Source organism: Candidatus Zixiibacteriota bacterium (genome assembly GCA_040756055.1).
In the GTDB taxonomy this organism is placed as follows: Bacteria; Zixibacteria; MSB-5A5; order GN15; family FEB-12.
Window position 1 is genome coordinate 408,765 of record JBFLZR010000001.1, and the last position, 19,939, is coordinate 428,703.

General features: G+C 52.4%; 17 protein-coding genes. 6 read left to right on the plus strand and 11 right to left on the minus strand.

Features of this window, described 5'->3' with window-relative positions:
* Positions 1-6: 6 nt before the first annotated feature.
* Together pepF and AB1483_01820 are read right to left on the minus strand one after the other, a co-directional pair.
* Positions 7-1,824, minus strand: a complete 1,818-nt coding sequence (gene pepF / locus AB1483_01815) for an oligoendopeptidase F (GenBank protein MEW6411190.1) — start codon at positions 1,822-1,824, stop codon at positions 7-9.
* Positions 1,825-1,951: 127 nt separating this feature from the next.
* Entirely contained in the window at positions 1,952-3,208 is a 1,257-nt protein-coding gene (locus AB1483_01820) for a GNAT family N-acetyltransferase (GenBank protein MEW6411191.1), read from the minus strand.
* A 219-nt stretch (positions 3,209-3,427) separates the two neighbouring features.
* Between AB1483_01820 and AB1483_01825 the strand changes: the two genes are divergently transcribed.
* Complete coding sequence (locus tag AB1483_01825; protein MEW6411192.1) at positions 3,428-4,576, plus strand: hypothetical protein; 1,149 nt, start codon at positions 3,428-3,430, stop codon at positions 4,574-4,576.
* A gap of 21 nt (positions 4,577-4,597) precedes the next feature.
* Here the strand turns inward: AB1483_01825 and AB1483_01830 are convergent, their stop codons facing one another.
* The 5 genes from AB1483_01830 to AB1483_01850 form a co-directional block, all read right to left on the minus strand.
* Entirely contained in the window at positions 4,598-5,428 is an 831-nt protein-coding gene (locus AB1483_01830; GenBank protein ID MEW6411193.1) for a purine-nucleoside phosphorylase, read from the minus strand.
* A gap of 195 nt (positions 5,429-5,623) precedes the next feature.
* The gene (locus tag AB1483_01835) at positions 5,624-6,772 is read right to left on the minus strand and encodes a DivIVA domain-containing protein (protein ID MEW6411194.1); all 1,149 of its coding nucleotides are present in this window, start codon (positions 6,770-6,772) and stop codon (positions 5,624-5,626) included.
* A gap of 209 nt (positions 6,773-6,981) precedes the next feature.
* Complete coding sequence (locus AB1483_01840) at positions 6,982-7,677, minus strand: YggS family pyridoxal phosphate-dependent enzyme (protein ID MEW6411195.1); 696 nt, start codon at positions 7,675-7,677, stop codon at positions 6,982-6,984.
* A gap of 103 nt (positions 7,678-7,780) precedes the next feature.
* Entirely contained in the window at positions 7,781-8,953 is a 1,173-nt protein-coding gene (locus AB1483_01845; protein MEW6411196.1) for a hypothetical protein, read from the minus strand.
* 317 nt (positions 8,954-9,270) lie between these two features.
* Complete coding sequence (locus AB1483_01850; GenBank protein ID MEW6411197.1) at positions 9,271-9,765, minus strand: transposase; 495 nt, start codon at positions 9,763-9,765, stop codon at positions 9,271-9,273.
* Between the two features lie 214 nt (positions 9,766-9,979).
* On the opposite strand from AB1483_01850, the gene AB1483_01855 reads away from it, so the two are divergent.
* Positions 9,980-10,462, plus strand: a complete 483-nt coding sequence (locus AB1483_01855; GenBank protein MEW6411198.1) for a ferritin family protein — start codon at positions 9,980-9,982, stop codon at positions 10,460-10,462.
* A 55-nt stretch (positions 10,463-10,517) separates the two neighbouring features.
* On the opposite strand, the gene AB1483_01860 is transcribed toward AB1483_01855, so the two are convergent.
* Complete coding sequence (locus tag AB1483_01860; protein MEW6411199.1) at positions 10,518-11,981, minus strand: FtsX-like permease family protein; 1,464 nt, start codon at positions 11,979-11,981, stop codon at positions 10,518-10,520.
* A complete protein-coding gene (locus AB1483_01865; protein MEW6411200.1) occupies positions 11,978-12,691 on the minus strand; it encodes an ABC transporter ATP-binding protein in 714 nt (237 codons plus the stop codon). Before AB1483_01865 ends, AB1483_01860 begins: the two co-directional genes overlap by 4 nt.
* A 171-nt stretch (positions 12,692-12,862) precedes the next feature.
* Between AB1483_01865 and alr the strand changes: the two genes are divergently transcribed.
* The 3 genes from alr (at position 12,863) to AB1483_01880 (ending at position 15,703) form a co-directional block, all read left to right on the plus strand.
* Complete coding sequence (gene alr / locus AB1483_01870) at positions 12,863-14,032, plus strand: alanine racemase (protein ID MEW6411201.1); 1,170 nt, start codon at positions 12,863-12,865, stop codon at positions 14,030-14,032.
* Between the two features lie 200 nt (positions 14,033-14,232).
* Positions 14,233-14,895, plus strand: a complete 663-nt coding sequence (locus AB1483_01875) for a redox-sensing transcriptional repressor Rex (protein ID MEW6411202.1) — start codon at positions 14,233-14,235, stop codon at positions 14,893-14,895.
* Between the two features lie 259 nt (positions 14,896-15,154).
* The gene (locus AB1483_01880; protein MEW6411203.1) at positions 15,155-15,703 is read left to right on the plus strand and encodes a hypothetical protein; all 549 of its coding nucleotides are present in this window, start codon (positions 15,155-15,157) and stop codon (positions 15,701-15,703) included.
* A gap of 697 nt (positions 15,704-16,400) precedes the next feature.
* On the opposite strand, the gene arsM is transcribed toward AB1483_01880, so the two are convergent.
* A complete protein-coding gene (gene arsM, locus AB1483_01885; protein MEW6411204.1) occupies positions 16,401-17,246 on the minus strand; it encodes an arsenite methyltransferase in 846 nt (281 codons plus the stop codon).
* A 913-nt stretch (positions 17,247-18,159) separates the two neighbouring features.
* The gene (locus tag AB1483_01890) at positions 18,160-18,627 is read right to left on the minus strand and encodes a nuclear transport factor 2 family protein (protein MEW6411205.1); all 468 of its coding nucleotides are present in this window, start codon (positions 18,625-18,627) and stop codon (positions 18,160-18,162) included.
* 308 nt (positions 18,628-18,935) lie between these two features.
* Here AB1483_01890 and AB1483_01895 point away from each other — a divergent pair, with 308 nt between their 5' ends.
* Entirely contained in the window at positions 18,936-19,886 is a 951-nt protein-coding gene (locus AB1483_01895) for a type II CAAX endopeptidase family protein (protein MEW6411206.1), read from the plus strand.
* Positions 19,887-19,939: the final 53 nt, after the last annotated feature.

Below are 19,939 nucleotides of genomic sequence, written 5' to 3' on the forward strand. Positions count from 1 at the left end.
GACAGCCTACCCGGTCAGTTTCTCTACCTCATCGACCTGCTCGGCAAACAGCTTGAGTGTTGCCTCGAAAGGAGCCGGGGTGGTCATATCGACCCCGCAGGCTTTCAACAGCTCGATAGGATAGTCCTTACCGCCGGATTTCAGCAGTTCCAGGTAGCGATCCATGATGCCCGGTTCACCTCTGACTATCATATCCATTATCGCCTGCGAGGCGGCGTAGGAGGTGGCATATTGATAGACATAGAAAGTCAGGTAAAAGTGCGGGATGCGGGCCCATTTGTAGGTGGAGTACTCGTCGAGGGTGAGGGCGGGACCGTAGTAGCCCTTGGTGAGGTCGGCCCAGAGTTCGGTGAGTGATTCTGGTGAGAGAGCCTGGCCGCTCTCGACGTGCTCGTGAATCGCCAGTTCGAAACGGGCGTACATGACCTGGTGGAAGTATGTCCCCATGGTATTGTCGATATGCCGGTTGAGCAGGTAGAGCTTTTCCTTCTTAGTCTCGGCTCTGCTGAGCAAGTATTGGAGCAGGAAGTTCTCGTTGAGGGTGGAAGCTACCTCGGCAACGAAGATTGAATACTGAGCTTTCGGATATGGTTGGGTTGAATTGGACAGGTAGCTGTGCATGGCGTGGCCCATTTCATGGGCCAGCGTGAACACATTATCGACAGTGTTGTTGTAGTTCATCAGCACGAACGGATGCACCGCGTGACTCCCCCAGCTATAGGCGCCGCTGGCTTTGCCCTGCGTCTCAAACACATCGACCCATCGCGAAGTGAACGCTTCCTGAAGCTTCTGGTGATATTTGTCACCGAGCGGCTTTAGGGCTTCAAGAGTCTGGCTTACGGCCTGATCGTAAGGGATATCGTAATCTTTCTCGGCAAAGAGCGGGCAGAGCATATCATAGGGAGCGATTTCATCGAGCTTCATTATCTTTTTGCGAAGGGCTGTCCATTTGTGAAGTCCTTCGAGATTGCTTTCGGTGGTGTCGAGCAGCGATGTGTAGACCGAAGTCGGGATGTTGTTCGAGTCAAGGGCGCTCTCCAGGCTGCTTTTGTATTTACGGGCGCGGGCGTAGAAGATGTTCTTGTTCACTTCGGTGGAAAGGGTCGCTCCGATGGTGTTGAGGTGGTCCTTATAAGCGGAGTGGAAAGCATCGCTGGCGTCGCGGCGCACTCTCGGATCGGATGATTCCATGAATTTGGCGAAGCGCTGTTTGGTGAGTTCGATCTCGTCTCCCTTGTCATCTTTGATCGGGGGGTACTTGATGTCGGCATCGTCGAGAAGGGAAAAGATATTATCCGGCCCCTTGGCGACCGTGGCGGCCAGAGACAAGAGCTCCTCGACTTCTTCGGAGCGGATATGGGCGCGTGATCGGACCAGCTCTTTAATATAGAAATCGTAGATATCGGTCTTTTCGAATTGGTCAGCCATCCGGTAGAGTTGTTCGTCGGTGAGCTTAAGCAGTTCCGGTTCCACGAATGAAAAGGCAGCGTTGGCTTCGGCGGCGAACATGGCCGCTTTTTCGACCATAGCCTGGTATTTCGAAACGCGGCTGTCGATATCTCGATTGAGCTGGGCGTATTGATACAACCTCGAGATCATCTTGGATAGCTCGGTACGGAGTTCGAGACACGCGAAGACTATGGCCGGGTCGGTGCTGAGTTGACCGGCGAACTCTTTGGCCTTTTCTGCTGTCTGCTGGGCTTTTTTGAAATGTTGCTGCCAGATGTCATCGGATTCGTAGATGTCAGCCAGGCGCCAGGTGTATTTTTCTTCGATGTCGGTGCGCTGCGGAATGTCTTTGGGGCCGCTTTTGGGTGCGGTCATATTTCTGTCCCTTTCGGTGTAAGCTCGACGATTGCCTTGAATAAACGAAAAACGGTTAACAAATGCAACAGCGGTTGAACCCGAAGGTTCAACCGCTGGTAACTTTAGAGTCCAACGACCGTGTTTCCTAAAATGACGTCAGGCAGACCGGTTTCTGCTCGGTGGCAAACAGTTTGTGAAGCAGGTCGATATATTCGGGCCCCGAAACCTCGGCCATACCATATTTGACCAGCGATTTCAAGCCCACCGCGCCCATGAGCAGTGACGAGAAGTCCGAAATGTCCAGCTTCAGCTCGACATCGTGTGGCGACTTTTTCGTTTTGATCTCCGGTTTGCCGTCAGAGAAATATATCACCAGGCTGCCATCGTTTTCTTTGAGAAATGAATCCGTAGCCGTGAGTTTGAGCCGGACGGTCTGGCCGCCGAAGTCGTGGTCGCCCAGAATCTCAAAAACCTGCCGGGTGTTGAGGACTCTGAACATGATACCCACGCCGGAGATGTGACTCTCGTGATATACCGGCTGCATGAGATTACCGCTATCGTTGCGCGGATCTTTCAGCAGGTAATGGAAGTCATCATCGTTGGTGTGGAAGATGATTCGGTTGATCTGGTCGGCCTGGGTGCGCAGGAAGGTCATGAGTTCGAGCAGCGCCTCGGGGTGTTCGTAGATGAGTTCGTGAACAACGATGTAGTTGTCTACGAAGTTGGTTGCTTTGCCGCGCTCGAAACTGAACAGGATATAGCCCTCGATACGACCGTTGTTTTCATAGCCGACATATTTAACGGTTTTGGCGAGTTCGTAGCGTATTTTACGATGAACCAGGGTTTCTTCTATCATGCCGGTCACCCGGTCGACCTGGCGGTTGTAACAGTCGTTGAGAGCTTTCATGTCGCTTTTGCCGAGTATCCGGATATGTTTTTTGCTGCCACCGGTGGGAAGGTCTGGCGGCTTGACTTTGTACACGTGGCCTTTGGGGCCGAGACCGCAGCCCATAGCTTTATAGAAGTCCGGTCTGAAGGGCCAGAGGACCGCAAACGGTGCGTTTTGCCTGCGATAGTGACGGAAGTAGAAACGCATTATGTCGCGGGCCACGTGTTCTTTCTTGTGAATAAGACCTACCGCCAGCGATCCGCCGCCCCCGGCGAGGACTTTGTGGCCGAACAGGTTCATGGTGTAGTCATAGAGCGCCAGCGCGCCCAGCATCTCTTTGCCTTCGTACATCGCCCAGTACGATATACGCTTGTCCTTGCTTCGCAAGGCGAGTCTTTCGCGGATGCGCCTTTTGTCTTCTTCGGTGGACATGGGCAGGCCGGGGTAGGCATCGGCCATGATATCGATGAATTTTCCGATATCTCTCGGTGGAATTTTTTTGATTTCGTTCATATTCTGAATTAAGCGACCCCAATTTTAAAAATCAATGTTTCGTTTTATTGGGGCTTATACGGGAAAAAGCGCCGAAAGTTGTCCCAAGGGGTAACCTGCCTCAAGGCGCCGGCGCACGATTGCTTGACAAAAGCCGGGGAGAAAGGTTATTTTTGAGTTGTATAAACATTTGCAGCGCTCCAACGAGACATCACTAAATCTAAATACAAGGGAGGATTGATGATTAAGCGTTTTATGTCGCTCGCGAGCGGACTGCTTTCGCTGATAGCCGTTGCGGTCTGCCTGACATCCTGTGATAGCGGTGTGGACCCGAGCGGGGATATCGCGTCAATCGTAGACATGCCCAACAATGCCGTGCCGGCCGATTTTTCCACAGGGCATCCGAACACTATTAAGCTGTACTGGTCGGACTGTTCGCGTGCGGAAGGTTCGGTGACCTATGCTCTCTATTTTGGAAACCATGAGACGCCGGGTATAATTGCAGGCCAACTGACAGACACGTTCTATGTGATATCCGGGCTGGAGGACAACACGACCTATTACTGGCGGGTTGAAGCGTGCGGTGAGGAAGTTTGCGTGAAATCCCCCCTGTGGCAGTTCACTACCGGCGATGTCTGGATGTATCCATTAAGGCTGGGGCAGACCTGGCATTACCGGCACGAGCTCAGGTATTCGAATTTAGAATTGGACGACGACGGTTACTTCATTCGAATAACAACATACGTTGATACAATTCATGTGGCGGTGATCGATGACGACATAGTACTCGATGGTTACCCCGGATTTGTTGTCTATTCAAGTGTCTCAGGGGCGGAGGCCTTTAGCTACTCCTACCTTCAGAACCGCGACGACGGGTTGTATTACTACGGCGGTGAGGGGACTTTGGTCTTCGCTGTTCCCTGGAAAGCATCGACGAGCGCCGGGCTCGGCCCCGGAGGAATCGGTGTGTCGATTTTTGAGGAAGTAATCGGCAGTATCTCCGGTGAGGACGACGCGCAGGATATTATGTCAAAGCCATATCTGAGTCTGGTGTATCCACTGAATGAGGGCACGGAGTGGATTGTAACCAGACCGGAAGATAATGACGCCGGGTGGAGAATTGGCAAAGAGGTGTTAGCCCAAGGACACGCCATCGTTTATGCCGGAACGTTTGATTGCTTTTTGATTAGACGTTATTATGACAGGGATGGTGATGGCAAATGGGACGATGATATCCTGTTTTACGATTATATCGGCGAGCAGGGACTGCTCAAGAGAACAGTCACCTATTATGGCATAAGCCTTGTTGAGGGCTTTGAGGTAATCGGGACAGCCGATATCACCGAAGAGCTTTCCCTGATCAGTTATTATCGAGCGCTGCCGGATTAGAGTCTGGCAGCTCGCACACGTTTACATCTTTTCGACGCATCCGGCGATGAGGGCGCGGAGTTTTGGCTCGGTTCTCGAGGCGGCTCCGATCACGTCATCGAGCGAACAGGGGTGCATGTTATCGGCCAGGCCCATGTCGGTGATAATCGAAAACGCAAGAATTTTGATTTTCTGATGATGGGCGGCGATTACTTCGGGGACGGTCGACATACCGACAGCATCGGCCCCGAACCCGCGAAACATGCGGTATTCGGCGGCGGTTTCGAGGCACGGACCTGTTAATCCCACATAGACACCTACCTGCAGTGGCAGGCCCTGTGACAGGGCAACATCCTTGGCCAGCTGCTGGTAGCCGCAGTAGTACAGGTCATACATATCCGGGAAGCGATCGCCCATTTTGTCGTCGTTGGGGCCGATCAGGGGATTGCCGGGGAAGAAATTGATGTGGTCTTTGATGAGCATGATGTCGCCCGGCTTGAAATTCGGGTTCATGCCGCCGGCGGCATTGGACACGATCAGCGACTCGATGCCGAGTTTTTTCATAACTCGTATCGGAAAAGCAATCTGTTGGAAGGAGTAACCTTCGTAATAGTGGAAACGTCCCTGCATGCACACCACCGGTTTGCCTTTGAGGTTTCCGAATAGGAGTCTTCCGGCGTGCGATTCTACGGTGGAGACGGGAAAGTGGGGAATTTTGTCGTATTCGACGGTATCGATCATATCGATGCCATCGACCAGTGATCCCAGTCCGGTGCCGAGGATGATTCCGATTTTTGGCCGGAAGTTTGTTTTGTTTTTTATGTAATCAACGGCTTCGTTCAGTTGCCGGTGCAGCTCTACTATCGATTGCATTCTGATACTCCTTGTGCGATTGTGTTTTCTCGATTATCGATGAATATAGCAAATCCACAAGGCATGCGAAAGTGATTACATAACGGCGCGGTTCGGGAGTTTTAAGGGATGGTTATAAGTTACGCCTGGGTATAAAAAAGACCGGCTCTGTAGGGAGTAGAGGGCCGGTCTTTGTAGTGTCTGGTGGGAAAATTCTCAGCGCTTCTCGGCCTTTTCCATTTCCTCTTCGAACTTGCTCACGACACTGTCGAGGGCCTGGGCCAGTTCATCGGGGGAGACATCTTTTTTGGCCACATCATCCGACGTGGGCTTATCCATGTCGATGGCATTGTGTTCGGTCGGGCGATCCTGAGCATCGGGCGCCAAATCGGAACTACTATCTTCATCATCGAGCTTGCCGGTGTCGTCCATTGCTTCCCGGATGGATTTGGCCTTGATCTTCGCTGCCTTGATCTCGGCCTCGGAGACCTTGGCGATAAATCCGGGAGGAATATCTTCGGCTGTTCTGCTGGTTTCGATTATCGCTCCCTGAGGGGGGACAGGGCCGAAAGACTTCTCGACATCTTCGTCGGAGTGATACTTTTTCAGGGCAGCGGCCAGTTCCGGGTCCACCGCCGGTTCAGCCTTGGCATGGTCCGGTTCCGCTTTAGCTTCGTCGAACGCTTCCGGCTCATCGCAGGGGATTACATTGTCGGCCGCATTGGCTTCTTCGGTAGTTATAGCTTCTTCGCCCGGTTTGCTGGCGAGGGTCTCGAGATTTTGCCGGGTAACATCGGTTGACTCTTCTACCTCGATGCCGTTCTCCTGATGTTCATCGACTGCTTCCTGCTCGGCCTCAACATACTTGTTTTCGGCGCGTGAAGAACCAGCCTCGCCGTGGATGTCTCTCTTGACATCGGCGGTGGCGATTTCATCGACCATGTCCATGTGAGAGTTTATCAGGTTGCGCAGCTGGGCGATGTAGGATTTTTTGGTTTGTTCGAGATTACCGAGTTGTTTTCTGAGGTCTTCGAGTTTGTGGTCCTGGGCCACTATCAATTCAGCGGCTTCTTTTTTCGCCTTGGCCAGAATTTCTGCAGCTTCTTTCTTGGCGTGGGCGACGGTCGAGTCAGCGTTGCGCCGGGCATCAATAGCCGCGTTCTTAATTGTGTCTTCAAATTCCTTCAGTCCGGCCAGCTGAGTCTTCAGCGAATCCACTTCCATGGACAGCTTGAGGTTCTGCTGTCTCGCTTCTTCCAGTGCCTGAGCCACCTGCTCGAGGAGATTGTCAACTTCCTCTTTGTCGTAGCCACGCATCTGGTTGGGGAATTCGTAATTGCGAATGTCATTCGGTGACAAATCCATAAGCTACTCGCCTATCTTTAAGGTTTTATTCTTTTCTTTTTCGGACTATTGTCAGCTCAGGAAAATGACTGTTCGAAAAACGAACAATGAAGCCGGCAATAGCTTCTATTTTATTATCGTAATTTTGGGAAAAATATTAAGGCGAAGCCGTATTTTTTGTTTTCAGGCAGTGAAAACAGGGGGCGCCTGCTTGAAAAAAATGGTTGGGGTCAGTCGGAATAGTCCCGTTGTCCGAACAGGGCTGTTCCGATTCGGATCATGGTGGCGCCCTCGGCGATGGCGAGCGGGAAGTCGTAAGTCATGCCCATCGAGAGGGTATCGAAATCATCGCCGACAATATCCTGTGCCTGCTTGAACAAGTTGTGGCACAGGCGGAAAGAGTCCCTGACCGGTTCGTCATCATCGACATTCGGCCCCACTGTCATCAGTCCCGTCAGGTTGATGTTTTCCATGCGGTGGACCTCGCTTATCAGGTCGAGGCATTCATCGGGTTCAACGCCGAATTTTTGGCTTTCGCCCGAGGTATTGACTTCGATATAGCATTCGATGGTGCGTTGGATTTCGCCGGCCCGGCGGTTGATTTCATCCGCCAGCCTATGTGAGTCGACCGACTGGATGACATCGAAAAGCTCGACCGCTCTTTTCACTTTGTTGGTTTGAAGATGACCGACGAGGTGGAACCTGGCGATCTGACCGACCTCGAGTATTTTCGGCTCAGCTTCCTGTATCTTGCTTTCGCCGATATTGTGTATGCCGGCGGCGACAGCCGTTTTGATGATAGCGGCGGGGTGGGTCTTGGTTACGGCGACGATGGTGATGTCGTCGGCGTCGCGGTCATACTTCTCGCACGCTTCGGCGATGCGGCCGTGAAGTTCGATCAGATTTCGTGATATGGAGTTTTTCACTTTCGCTTGAAATAAAGGCAGAAGCGGCGGATTTTCGCAAGGAAAATATTGGATGGTCGAAGCCGCTCGACACTCCACGGCTTCGACGGTTCAGTAGGCTTTCTTATGCTGTCGCCAGTTGTGGCGGATTCTCATCCACAATCGAGTCCAGCAATTCGAGCTCCTGCGCGGGGCCAACTTCTATTTTCGTGACCGGCTCAGCTGCACTCGTGGGGACGAATTTCGATTTAATTGCGCCGACAGCTTCATCGACGCGTGAAAAGAAGGACGCGATGCTTCCTGTCAAATGTTCTCTGGCCAGATCGACCAGTTCGCCCGACAGTTCCAGTTCGCTGACGGCGAAATCGAAAAACTCGTTGGCTTTTGCCAGCAGTTGCTCTTCGGCCTGATTGAGATAAGCATCGACAGCATCGAAGAACGTCGCCATCATTTCAGGCGTGCCTTTCTCGGCGACATTGCCGGCCGAGGTGACATAGGGATCGAGATTCTGCGGATCGGTCTCGGCCATTTTGCTTGTCTGGACGTTGAACTTGTTGAGGAAGGCAAAGCTGAATTGGGTGTCCATCCGGTAGCGGAGCGAGAATTTCTTGACGGTGTTGCTGAAATTCCTGCTGCTGTTTGAGTTCATGGAATGCTTGATTTTCGATGCTTCATCGGAGAACGTATCCAGTTCGAAATTGCGGCTCTGGGCGGCGAAGCTCGCGGCGTTTTGCGCGCGGACGGAATTTTTGGCGCGAACCTGTTGACCATCGGTCAACTCTGACGGCTGGTCGGTCTGGGTGAGTTGATGACCCTTGAAATCCATCGCGGCTTTCAGGCCGAATCCGGCGGCGGCGAATTCCTCGAACGATTCGACGTTGCCATCGGAGATTTCCTGCGCGATTCGCGAGAAGGCGCTCAGTTGGAACTCCAGTTGGACTTCATAGGCGAATTTGGTGAGCCGTCGATAGCGGTAGTTGGCGTCGGTGGCCTCAGCGTTGTCGTCTTCGGGTTCGACCGGCAGGGTTTCATCGGGAGTTTCTTCGGCCGGATCGTCAATCCGGGTCTGGGGTTCATCGGCGCTCGCGGTCAACTCCGGCTCCGGTTCGAGAGACGCGGCTTCGAGCGGAACATCGACCATCGGAGAGTAGGTATCGTCCGAAGCAGCGGTTTGTTCGGGTTGGGATTTTTCGCAGTTGTAGGAAGGCGTGTGATTTTTGGTGATGTTTTCGGTCAGGTTCTGGTAGCGGCTTATCAGATTTTGGGCTGCCGCGGCAAATAGTTCAGCAATCCCCATAGTATCGCCCCTGATGTTTAGAAGTTTTCTTACCTTTAAGAGAGTATCGGCTCATTCGGTTATCTCTTCACCGGGGACAGGGCGGTCCATGATGGGGGCGGACCTGAGCAGGGCGGGTCCGTTTTCGAACCCGCCGTTGATTCAAGAAATTCCCCGCATTTTCTTTTCATTCATCCCGTTACCGCGATTTGGGTTCGTTTCGTTATTTTTATGTTTTCGTGTGTCTTGATCTTTCGCTCATGGTAGTCCTTGTAGGTCGAAACCCCTGAGCACCATTCCCGCATCCGGCGGGAATGAGCGTGGTTTCGACATCTTTCTTATTCGCCAACTTCGTCAACCTTGAATAACGAACCCCAATCGCGACTGTAATATCCCCGCTCGAAATATTTGTGTATAGAACTCTGCGTCCAATCAAACGGATTTGTCGCCAAACCGTGTTTAATCGGATTGTAGTGTATATAATCAATGTGACGATTCATGTCTGCTGTGTCTCTAATAACATGATCCCAATAACGGTTTTGCCAGACGCGCCCGCTGCCTGAACCAACACGTTTACGATAATAGCCCGAAAAGGACAATTTAAAGCGGCGGACCAGTAACGAGAGATCTTCCTTATCCGAGGATATCAGCATGTGGATATGGTCGGGCAGTATGACCCACGCCGGCATCTCATATGATGACGTTTTGGAGGGTCTGTCGAATGCCAGCCACAAAAGATCAACGTGGTCCAGAAGAATCGGGGCACGTTTGTGCGTGACATGGGTCAGGAAATAGACATTGCCGTGATCGAAATATCGTCGAATGTTCGTCATTTCTTGTTCCCGGATGTCGAAACCTCTCCGCTACGCGGAGACTCTGACGAGCGGGGGTTTCGACCTACGAGATCCTCGTGTTGCTCGTGGCGACCCCGTCGGGACCCAGCCTGCGAGGGAATTATGCAGCTGAATTGTGGAACTTGACAATGCGGCGTGGTTTTATAACTTTAGGACAATATTTAGGTTAACTTTCAAAGCAGAGGAATCATCCATGACCCCGGTTCATCCCGATACACTCGCGGCCCTTACAGCCGGTATTCAGTCCGAGGTGGCCAGCTATGTTTTTTACCTCGAGGCCGCCAAGAAAACCTTCGCCGCCGAACACAAAGATATTCTCGAAAAACTGGCCCTCGAAGAAAAGGACCATTTCCATATTCTGGAGCGGCAGTACGATTCATTGGTCCGTAGCGAAAAATGGATCAGCACGGCGGACATTCTCAAACAGAAAGGGCTCCCGGAAATCACCGAGGAAATGAGCGAACAACATCGGGACTTGATCGATGAGGTCGCGAAAGCCAGGTCGCTGGAGAAGATTCTGGATATCGCCTACCGTCTGGAAGAAGAAGCTCACGATCTGTTCGCGTCGGCCATGAAGAAGGTCACCACCGAAGAAGGGCGCAAGATGTTTGGCCAGCTATCGAAGTTCGAAGAGGGGCACATGAGGATGATAGCCGATATGAAGGCGGCTCTTTAGTGTAGCTCCAAGTTGAATGGATTTTGAAAAAGCCCCGAACGGGGCTTTTTAGTTTTCAGTCGTTGCGAAGAGCCTCGACCGGGTCGACCTTCGCGGCTCTTGAGGAGGGATAAAATCCAGCAATCAGACTGACCACCAGTCCGAACAGGAAAGCGGTTCCGACCAGCCAGAGCGGCATGGCGAACAGTTCCACCGGGTCGATTCCCTGATCTCTCATGACGGCTTTGGCGATGCCTGACGCGATTCGGGTGATCAACCATCCGAAAGTGATACCAACCGAAGCGCCGATACCTCCAATCACGCCGGACTCGACCAGAAACAGCACCCTGATAGCGCCTTCATCGGCCCCCAGCGATTTGAGCACCCCGATTTCACGCGTGCGCTCGACAATAGACATGACCATAGTGTTGACAATACCGAGCGATGCGGTTACCAGGGCTATAAGGCCCACCAGTCCGAGGGCGAGGTCAAAATAGAAGAAGAATTTCTGGATCTGGTCGAATTGTTCGGCAAAGCAGAAGGCTCTGAAGCCGAGGGCTTCGACAGAGTCTTTGATGCCGGCGTAGGGGACAGAGGGATCGAGGTCCAGAGTCACACGTGGATAGGTTTTGCCGGTGCTGTCGGACGATGAGGCAAAGATGTTGCCGGTCTGAGCGGCCGTGAGGAGCTGCATCGGGTCGCCCGAGAGGCCGCCTTTATCGAACCGGACCGCCGTTGCTGTTGGGATGATTATCGGTTCGAATCTTACGTGATGGTCGCGGGTCTGTTTGAGGACGCCTGATATGATCAGGGTGTCGGAGATTGTTTCGCGGGCGTTCATGTAGCCATCGACAAAGACCATCATAGCATGGCTCATCTCATCGCGGGCGATACGTTGCCAGTATCGTTGTTCAGTCAGCGAATCGATATCGAATTCTCTTGCCCGGTCGCCGACTCTTTCGCCAACCGACTGAAGGACGCGGGTCAGGCCGCTGTCGATACTGGAGGCCTCGATTGAGACGATGAGTTGTTTTCCGATGACCGAGTCGGGCTGTTCGATTCCGATTAGCTCGAGGAATCTTTCGGAGACCATTGCCTGTTTGGTGCTGTCGCCGGTGAAGGCCTGTCCGGCGCGCAGTTGCGAAAAGATTTTGGTCTGGACAGCGGCCGATGGAAGCGCCTGAGCGTCGGTTGTGACCTGCGTGTCCGCGATACTGGCGGTGACGGAGAACGACGCCATCGGGTAGGCGAGGTTGACACCCGGTATCTTCGCCAGGGCCTGGACAGCTTTCTGGTCGAGGGGCGGCCGGGGAAGCGAATCGGTGTTGTTTTCCTCGGACCGCGGGTAGGCGTACATGGTGGAGAATAAACCGAGCTCATTGAACTGCTGTTCGACCAGTTGTTGATTGCCGGCGCCGAAAGAAACCATAGAGACGAAAGCGGCGATGGCTATGACCACTCCGGATATTGTCAGAAAGGCGCGGAGTTTCATGCGCCAGAGGTTGTGCACCGAGACGAGTATCAGATCGCGCAGGGTCATTGTTTTTCGCCTCCATCGTTCGACAGTTCATCGGTTGGAGACATTTTGCCGTAGGTCATCCGGACGGTTCGGTGGACGACTTTTTGGGCCATGTCTATGTCGTGGGTGGCCATGACAATGGTAAGGCCCTGTTTGTTCAGGTCACTTATCAGGTTTGCTATCTGGCGGGTGTTTTCCAGGTCGAGATTGCCGGTGGGTTCATCGGCGAAGAGTATTTCCGGATTTTTGACCAGGGCGCGGGCGAGAGCCACTCGTTGTTGTTCGCCGCCGGAAAGGTCGGCAGGGCGGTGATCCAACCGGTCGCCCAGGCCGAGTTTTTCAAGGATCTCGGTGCTTCGAATGCGGCGTTCTTTGGCCGGCGTGTCGTTAAAATAAAGGGCCAGTTCGACATTGCGAAGGGCGGTGTGGTGGGCTATCAGGTTAAACGACTGAAATACCATGCCGACCCGGTGGGCGCGGTAGGCGGCAAGTTCACGTCGCGAAAGGGACTCCAGGGAAGTACCGTCGACTTCTACGCATCCGGAAGTAGGGGTGTCGAGGCCGGCCAGAAGGCTCAAAAGGGTAGATTTTCCTGAACCGGATGAACCTACCACGGCGACAAACTCACCCTTTTTGACGTGGAAATTCACCCGATCGACCGCGCGCACTTCGTGGGTTCCGCGCCGGTAATACCGGCAAAGGTCTACTGTTTCGAGCCAGTTGTTTTGCATAGTCTATTTACGAGAATTTTGGTTTAAAGATGTCAAATCGCTCGGAATAATTCTAAGTAGTCTGGTCGTTAAACACAAACGGTTTTGAGTGACATTTTTCGGTTTGGGCGGATTGTTTAAATCCGCAAATCTTCTTGTTGTTACCCGGCAAAATGCCGAGTATAAATACATATGATGACCACGAAGAATTTGCTCAACTGGGTTGAACTTTCCCAGACGGCGCTGACCAACAATATCAACGCCCTCAAGAGTCTGACCAACGGCAAGCTGATAGCGGTGTGCGTAAAGGCCAATGCTTACGGTCATGGCCTGACCGAGATAGTGTCGATTCTCAAAGATAATAAAGTCGTTGATTATCTCACGGTTCATTCGCTGGAAGAGGCGGCGTTCTGCCGCGGCAGCGGCTGGCGGAAAAGTATCATGATGCTCGGTCCGGTGGCGCTGGCGGATGCCGAGGGCGTTATCGAATTCGATCTTGAGCCGGTGGTTTTCAACAAGGAGTTTCTTGTCCGCCTGGGTAAACTGGGCAAGAAGCACAATCGCGAGATAAGAACGCATTTGAAGCTGGAGACCGGCACGCACCGTCAGGGCATCATGGAAAAGGATCTGCCGGGCCTTGCGGAGGTATATCGCGCATATTCATCTCTGAAGCGTCCGTACGGGGCGAGTATGCATTTTGCCAATATCGAAGATACGACCAGTCATGACTATGCCGAGTTCCAACTCGACAATTATCGCAAGATGATCAAAAAGATGGAATCGTTGAAAATAAAGCCGGTTATCAGGCACACGGCATCATCGGCCGCCACGATTCTGTTTCGTAAGACGCATTATGAGATGGTGCGGCCGGGGATTTCGGTGTACGGGCACTGGCCTTCGAAAGAGACCTATCTGTCGTATCGGCTCAAGGGGGGGCAGAACGATTTGTTCAAGCCGGTGCTTTCGTGGAAGACGAGGATTACCCAAATAAAAAACTTGCCCGCCGATTCGTTTATTGGATATGGTTGTACTTATCGCACGACTTCGCCGACGCGACTGGCGGTGATTCCGATCGGATATTTCGATGGTTACAGTCGGGCTTTGTCGAACCAGTCTTATGTTTTGATTAAGGGGAAGCGCGCGCCGGTGCGGGGACGCATCTGCATGAACCTGACCATGATCGATATTACCGACATCAAGGGTGTAAAACTGGAGGATGAAGTGACAATTATCGGCACCAGTGGCAAGGAGAGAATTTCCGCTGAACTTCTGGCGAGCTGGGGTAACAGCATCAACTATGAGATTCTGGCCAGATTGTCGCCGACAATGCCCCGGATTATCGTATCGTTAGAAAAATCCTAAAATAAGGGACACCGCAGGTCAGGATTTCCCGCTCAAAGTGTAACCTGTTGTAGTATAGCGTAGTAATTAGGCATAAATTTTCAGCCGAAAGATATTTCTCTTGACAGTCTCTGGCAGGAAGGATATACTTCTTGTGAAGCATTTCACATGGGCCAGGATTTTCAGGGGAAGGCTTGAGCACTTAAGGAGCATTTGAGATCATGACTCTTCTCACGAATACAAGAAAACGCATATCCGAGTCTACGATACACCGCTTGTCGCTCTATTATCGTACTCTCTCGCTTTTGGAAAAGGAAAATTACGAGACGGTTTCTTCCAAGGAATTGGCGAAGAGGGAGAAGCTGACGCCGGCTCAGGTGCGTAAGGATCTGTCTTTCTTCGGTTCGTTCGGGACGCGTGGTCTCGGCTACAATGTGAGCGAGCTCAAGCAGAAGATTGAGAATATTCTGGGTATCAACCGTGACTGGAAGGTGGCGTTGATCGGGGTGGGGAATATAGGTTCGGCGCTGGTCAGCTACAAGGAGTTTGCCCGGCAGGGGTTCAATATCGTGAAGCTGTTCGATAACGATCAGCGCAAGATAGGTTCCAATCACAAGGGAATCATTGTTTCGGATATTGCCAATCTCGAGAAAGAGATCAAAGACGCTGATATTTCGATGGTCATTTTGGCGGTGCCGGCGACAGTGGCGCAGTATATAGTCGATGAAGTTGTTAAGGCCGGTGTGACGGCGATTTTGAATTTTGCCCCGATAAATCTTCGGGTGCCCCCCGATGTTCACCTTCGCAACGAGAACATGTCGATGGAGCTTGAGTATCTTTCTTTCGCGATGGTGAACAATCACGCTCCCAGGAAAGTTAAATAGGGTAAGACAGTTCTTTCGCTGAGGCGAAGAACTGGCGCTTACCTCTCTTTTTAAGCGGGACGGTCCGTCTTTTTTAAGGCGGACCGTTTTTTTTCTGTTGCGGAAAAGTATGGGAGGGTCTCCCCACTTTGCCCCATTCGGTTCGGTTTTGAGGGCCTGTTTTGTCACAAGAGTATTACCCCGCAGTGACTTACCTGCGGCACGAAATTTGAGGTGTATTTGTGCGAGGACTTATTTGGAACACGCGGAGGATTAGACTATGAAGAGAATATTCGTGATTATACTGGCTATTTCGCTTGTGACAGCGGGTATTTCATTGGCGGGCGACAGCAAGCAGGGTAACCAGGATAACAAAGAAATTCGTCAGGTCGCCAAAGAGCTTGAGCAGACGAGGGCAAGCCTCGCAAAATTGAACAATCTGGTCGAACAGTGGCACCGAGCCTGTCTGGATACCGATGAGAAGAAAATACATCAGTACGAGCAAGCGATTTACAACTTCATTATTTCAGATATCAATGCCTCGTTTAGAGCTGTGCAGAAAGCCGAGAATGAAGCCGGCGAGTCTCGCGATGACTGGCGATCCGGCGAGGAAACGAGGCGTGAGGCGACCGATGAATACCGTGATTTCGTCAAGCTGAGAAAGATTCTCTCGAGTAAAGAGGGCGTGCTGTTTCGTCTGAAGAACAGCGATTCGTTTTCTCTGAAGTATCGTCTGTTGGCCGAGTATCGCGGGTTGATTCGCGAGGAGCTGGGCATGAGCCGCTGGGAACTGGCCGAGGATCTTCGGGAGCTCAAGAACGACAAATAATGTCGCGCATAGATTTCACTCCTTGTCCGGTTGAGTGAGGCAACCGGTATTTTAACAGCGAAGGGCCGTCGCATGGTAGTGACGGCCCTTATTTTTTTGTGCGTCCGCGTCCAGCGCGGGGATATGCGCCAATTAATTCGGACCGTCAGTTCACATCGCCGACTTCGTCGGGCGACAGGAACTGACGGAGCAGGGTATGGATGAGCCTGGATGTCGAAGCCTCCTTTGCAAGATGGAGGACCATTGCGGACCAGCCGTTGGGCGGATTGGGAAACAGGGGGTTTCGACCTGTCGGGTTTTGTCAGGTCCGAATCCAATTGCGTCGGGTCATGCGTTTGATAAATCAAACGCCTACGGATGCTCTCGAAGTGTTTTCCTTTGTCAGGCCCAAACGAGTTTGAGCCTGCCACCCGTCGGGACAAGCGCTGATAAAATCGAACCGTCAGTTCACATCGCCGACTTCGTCGGGCGACAGGAACTGACGGAGCAGGGTATGGATGAGCCTGGATGTCGAAACCTCCTCCGCCGAGGGCGGAGACCCTTCCGGTCAGGAGATTTCGACCGATGGAGTTGTATCAGGTCCGAGATAAATCAAACGCCTACTATTCGGGGTCGGGTTGGTGTGGTGGCGGGTTCGAAGACGGACCCGCCCTACAGGAGACTGTACTCGAGGCGATGTCCGTTCCGATGTTGTCTGTCAGGGTTTGCGGGCGTAGAGTTTTATCGAGGCGACCCGGCCGTCGTACCTGGCGAAATCGGTAGAGTTGCTTTTGTGCTTTTTGTCCTCGCAGCTGCAGTCGTTGCCGCAGCCGCAGCTATCGGTAAGTCCACCGAGCGCCGAGGCGGTGTAGATCTGTTTACCCAGGACTTTGACATCGACAAATCCCGCTTTTTCGGCGAGAGTGATGTATTCATCTTCTTCGACCGCCCCGGCGATACAGCTCACCCAGGCGGCCATATCATCGCGGAGCTCTTCGGGCAAACCGATCGTGACCAGGTCGGACACCATCATCTGTCCGCCCGGTTTTAGGACGCGGAATGATTCGGCGAAAACTTTTTCTTTGTCGGGTGAGAGGTTGATAACGCAGTTGGAGATAATCCAGTCGATTTCGTTGTCGTCGACCGGCATGTTCTCCATTTCACCCTGGCGAACCTCGGCATTGGTGATGCCGGCTTTTTTGAGATTGGCGCGGCAGGTTTCAATCATTTCGGGAGTCATGTCCAGGCCGATGGCTTTGCCGGTTGGACCTACTTTTTTAGCGGCCAAGATGAGATCGAGTCCGGCGCCGGAACCGAGGTCGAGGACAATGTCGCCCGGCTTCACTTTCATCAGGGCGACCGGGTTACCGCAGCCGAAAGAGACAATGTTGTCGGGCATGGCCGCGAGGTCATCGGGACTATAGCCGGAGGCCTTAGCCATCCAGTTATCCAGTTGGCTGTCGGCCTGATTGTTGCCTCCGCAGCAGCAGCCGGATTTGTGTGTGACTGCTCCGCCGTAGTGTTTTTTTACAGCCTGTTTTATTTCATGTTTGGATTTTGTCATTTTCAGTATGCCTTTGCCATAGTTGACCATTATACCTACTTAAGGTAGTCATAAAGACGGCGAAAATCCAGAAAAGTTTGGCTGTGATGACGGGGCAGTGGTATCAGTGGTTATGGCCGTTTGTTTTTTTCGGTATATTTTCATGTTAGTGTTGTAGTTACGGTAATTTGGGTTCGTTTCGTTGTTTTCGTATTTCTCTCTGTTTTGATCTCTCGCTCATGGTTGGCTCACGCCGCGGCGTGAGCCTACCAATGCGGGATCCATTTGTGCATCGATGCGTTTGATAAATCAAACGCCTACGTATGCGCCAGGTGTATTTTTTGATGTCGGGCCCAAACGAGTTTGAGCCTGCTACCCGGACGCGGTCATTCCGAGCGAAAGCCGGAATCCAGTAAGCAAGAACCGTCAAGGATTCTGCCGTAATGGTGTGTCCGTATTTTTCCGCGCAATCCTCTATCATTCATTTCATTATCCGTATTTGGGTTCGTTTCGTTCTTTTTGTGAAATGCCCTCACCCCGTCCCTCTCCCGGAGGGCGAGGGGGAAAGGGGCGTGAGGTCGCGTTTGATTAGATCGCCGTCAGGTGACATCCCCGAAACTTTCGGGGACAGCACCTGACGGAACAGGGGAATTCTCTATCATCGATATTGTTAGCACGATTTGGGTTCGTTTCGTTGTTTTCGTATTTCTCTCTGTTTTGATCTCTTGCTCATGGTAGGCTCACGCCGCGGCGTGAGCCTACCAATGCGGGATCCATTTGTGCATCGATGCGTTTGATAAATGAAACGCCTACGGATGCGTCAGGTGTTTTTTTTATCAGGCCCAAACAAGTTTGAGCCTGCCACCCACCGTGTCGGAGTGACAGCAGGGTTGCGGGGTGGCAGGAGACTAAGAAGGCTCCTGCCCTACGTCAGCTAATTTCCTTCGGACTCGGTGGACTGGGACTGTTCTTCGTAGTCGGTGGGGAGGGAGAAATGCTGCTGCACCAGAAGCCACTGACCATCGCGTTTCTCCAAAACCCCCGTCCATCGGGCATTGGTCCATCCAATTTTGCGGCCATCCCATTCGCCGTAGTCATCGAGAAGACACGAAAACCACGCCACGTTGCCATCGGGCGAAAGACTGACGCGCAATTCTTTTATCTCCGAACTGGTGGCTCTGAAGCGGGGGTCGAAGAAAATGCGCTCGGCGTAGGACCGGAATTCTTCGAAATTGTGAATGGTCGATTTGGAATCCGGCTGGAACATGAAAAAGCTCGAGTCTTTGGCGCAGTGCCGGTATAGTTTTTCGCGGTCTTTGTCGGGAAGGCACCATTTGATGCTGGTGTTGATGGCTTCGGTGATGGCGGCGATTTCCGCATCGCGATCGATTTTCGATGTCATGTTTGAACACCCCATAATTGCGGTTGTCAGGATTAGTGTCGCGACAATATACCTCATAATTTTTTCCTCCGGTAGCAGTCCGGGTCGGGTTTCTCGGTGGGTGTTTTTCACGATGCCAGAACACACCCGTCGGAACGCCGACCTACTTTGGACTTACGTTAGTCGGTTAATGTTGTTTCCATCAATGACGCTCAGGGCGGGATTTTCGTTGAGGGGAGCAGGTAGACGTAACAATTTTGTTGCTACGCAAGCTGCGGCGAGTCTATATACCTAATATATCAGGGACTTATGAAAACGCAGGGGAATGCATGAATATCTCGGTCAAGCAGATTCGAAGTTTTGCCGAGCCGGCGGGGGTTTTGGGCAAAATTGTCCAGTTCCCGCTGGTGCGGACGGTCATAGCGATTTTGTTCGTTGTAGTTCCGGTTCTTGTGCTCAAAGGTCTGATTGATCTTGTGTTGGACGCCATCGCCGAGCCGGCGGCTTCGTGGATTCGCGACATATTCGCAATCGTGCGAATAGCGGTGGCAATATATTTCTATGGTCTGTTTGTCAGGTTCGTTGAGAAGCGCAAAGCCGATGAGATGTCGCTGTCGGGAAGCCTGAGTGAGACCGGTTGGGGCATTGCACTGGGGGCGGCGCTGATGACGGTGATGGTGGGATTGTTCTGGGTGTTGTCGTATTACCGGGTCGAGAGTATTGGGCCCGTGTCGATAGTAATCCACGGCTTTTTCTTTTTCGCGTTTGCGGCTCTTATGGAAGAGGTCGTGTTTCGGGTGATTCTTTTCAGGCATGTCGAGGAGTTGATTGGAAGCTGGGGAGCGATTGTGCTGACGGGGCTTCTTTTCGGCTTTGTTCATCAGGCCAACCCTAACGCGACCACGTGGACATCGACAGCTATTGCCCTGCAGAGTATCATAATAGCCGGGTGTTACGTTTTCACCCGCCGGGTGTGGCTGGTGTTTGGTCTTCATGCGGGATGGAATTATTTCCAGAGTTCGATTTATGGGGTTTCGGTGTCCGGGGCGGATGAATTCGACAGCCTGCTGGTGCCATCGATAAGCGGGCCGGCCTGGATAACGGGGGATAAGTTTGGAATTGAGGGTTCTTATGTTACCACGGTATTGTGTCTGATAATCGGCATTTTGCTCGTGATGAAAGCGTCGAGGATGGGTCAGCTTGTGGGGCCGCTGTGGGTGCGGAAGGTGAAGAGGGAGGCGGTGTTAGCGTCGAGTGTCGATAGCGGTACGACGGAGTGAAAGCCAGAAAATTCTTGCTCTTTGGGAGAGTTGATTCGTAGATTAAATGCGAA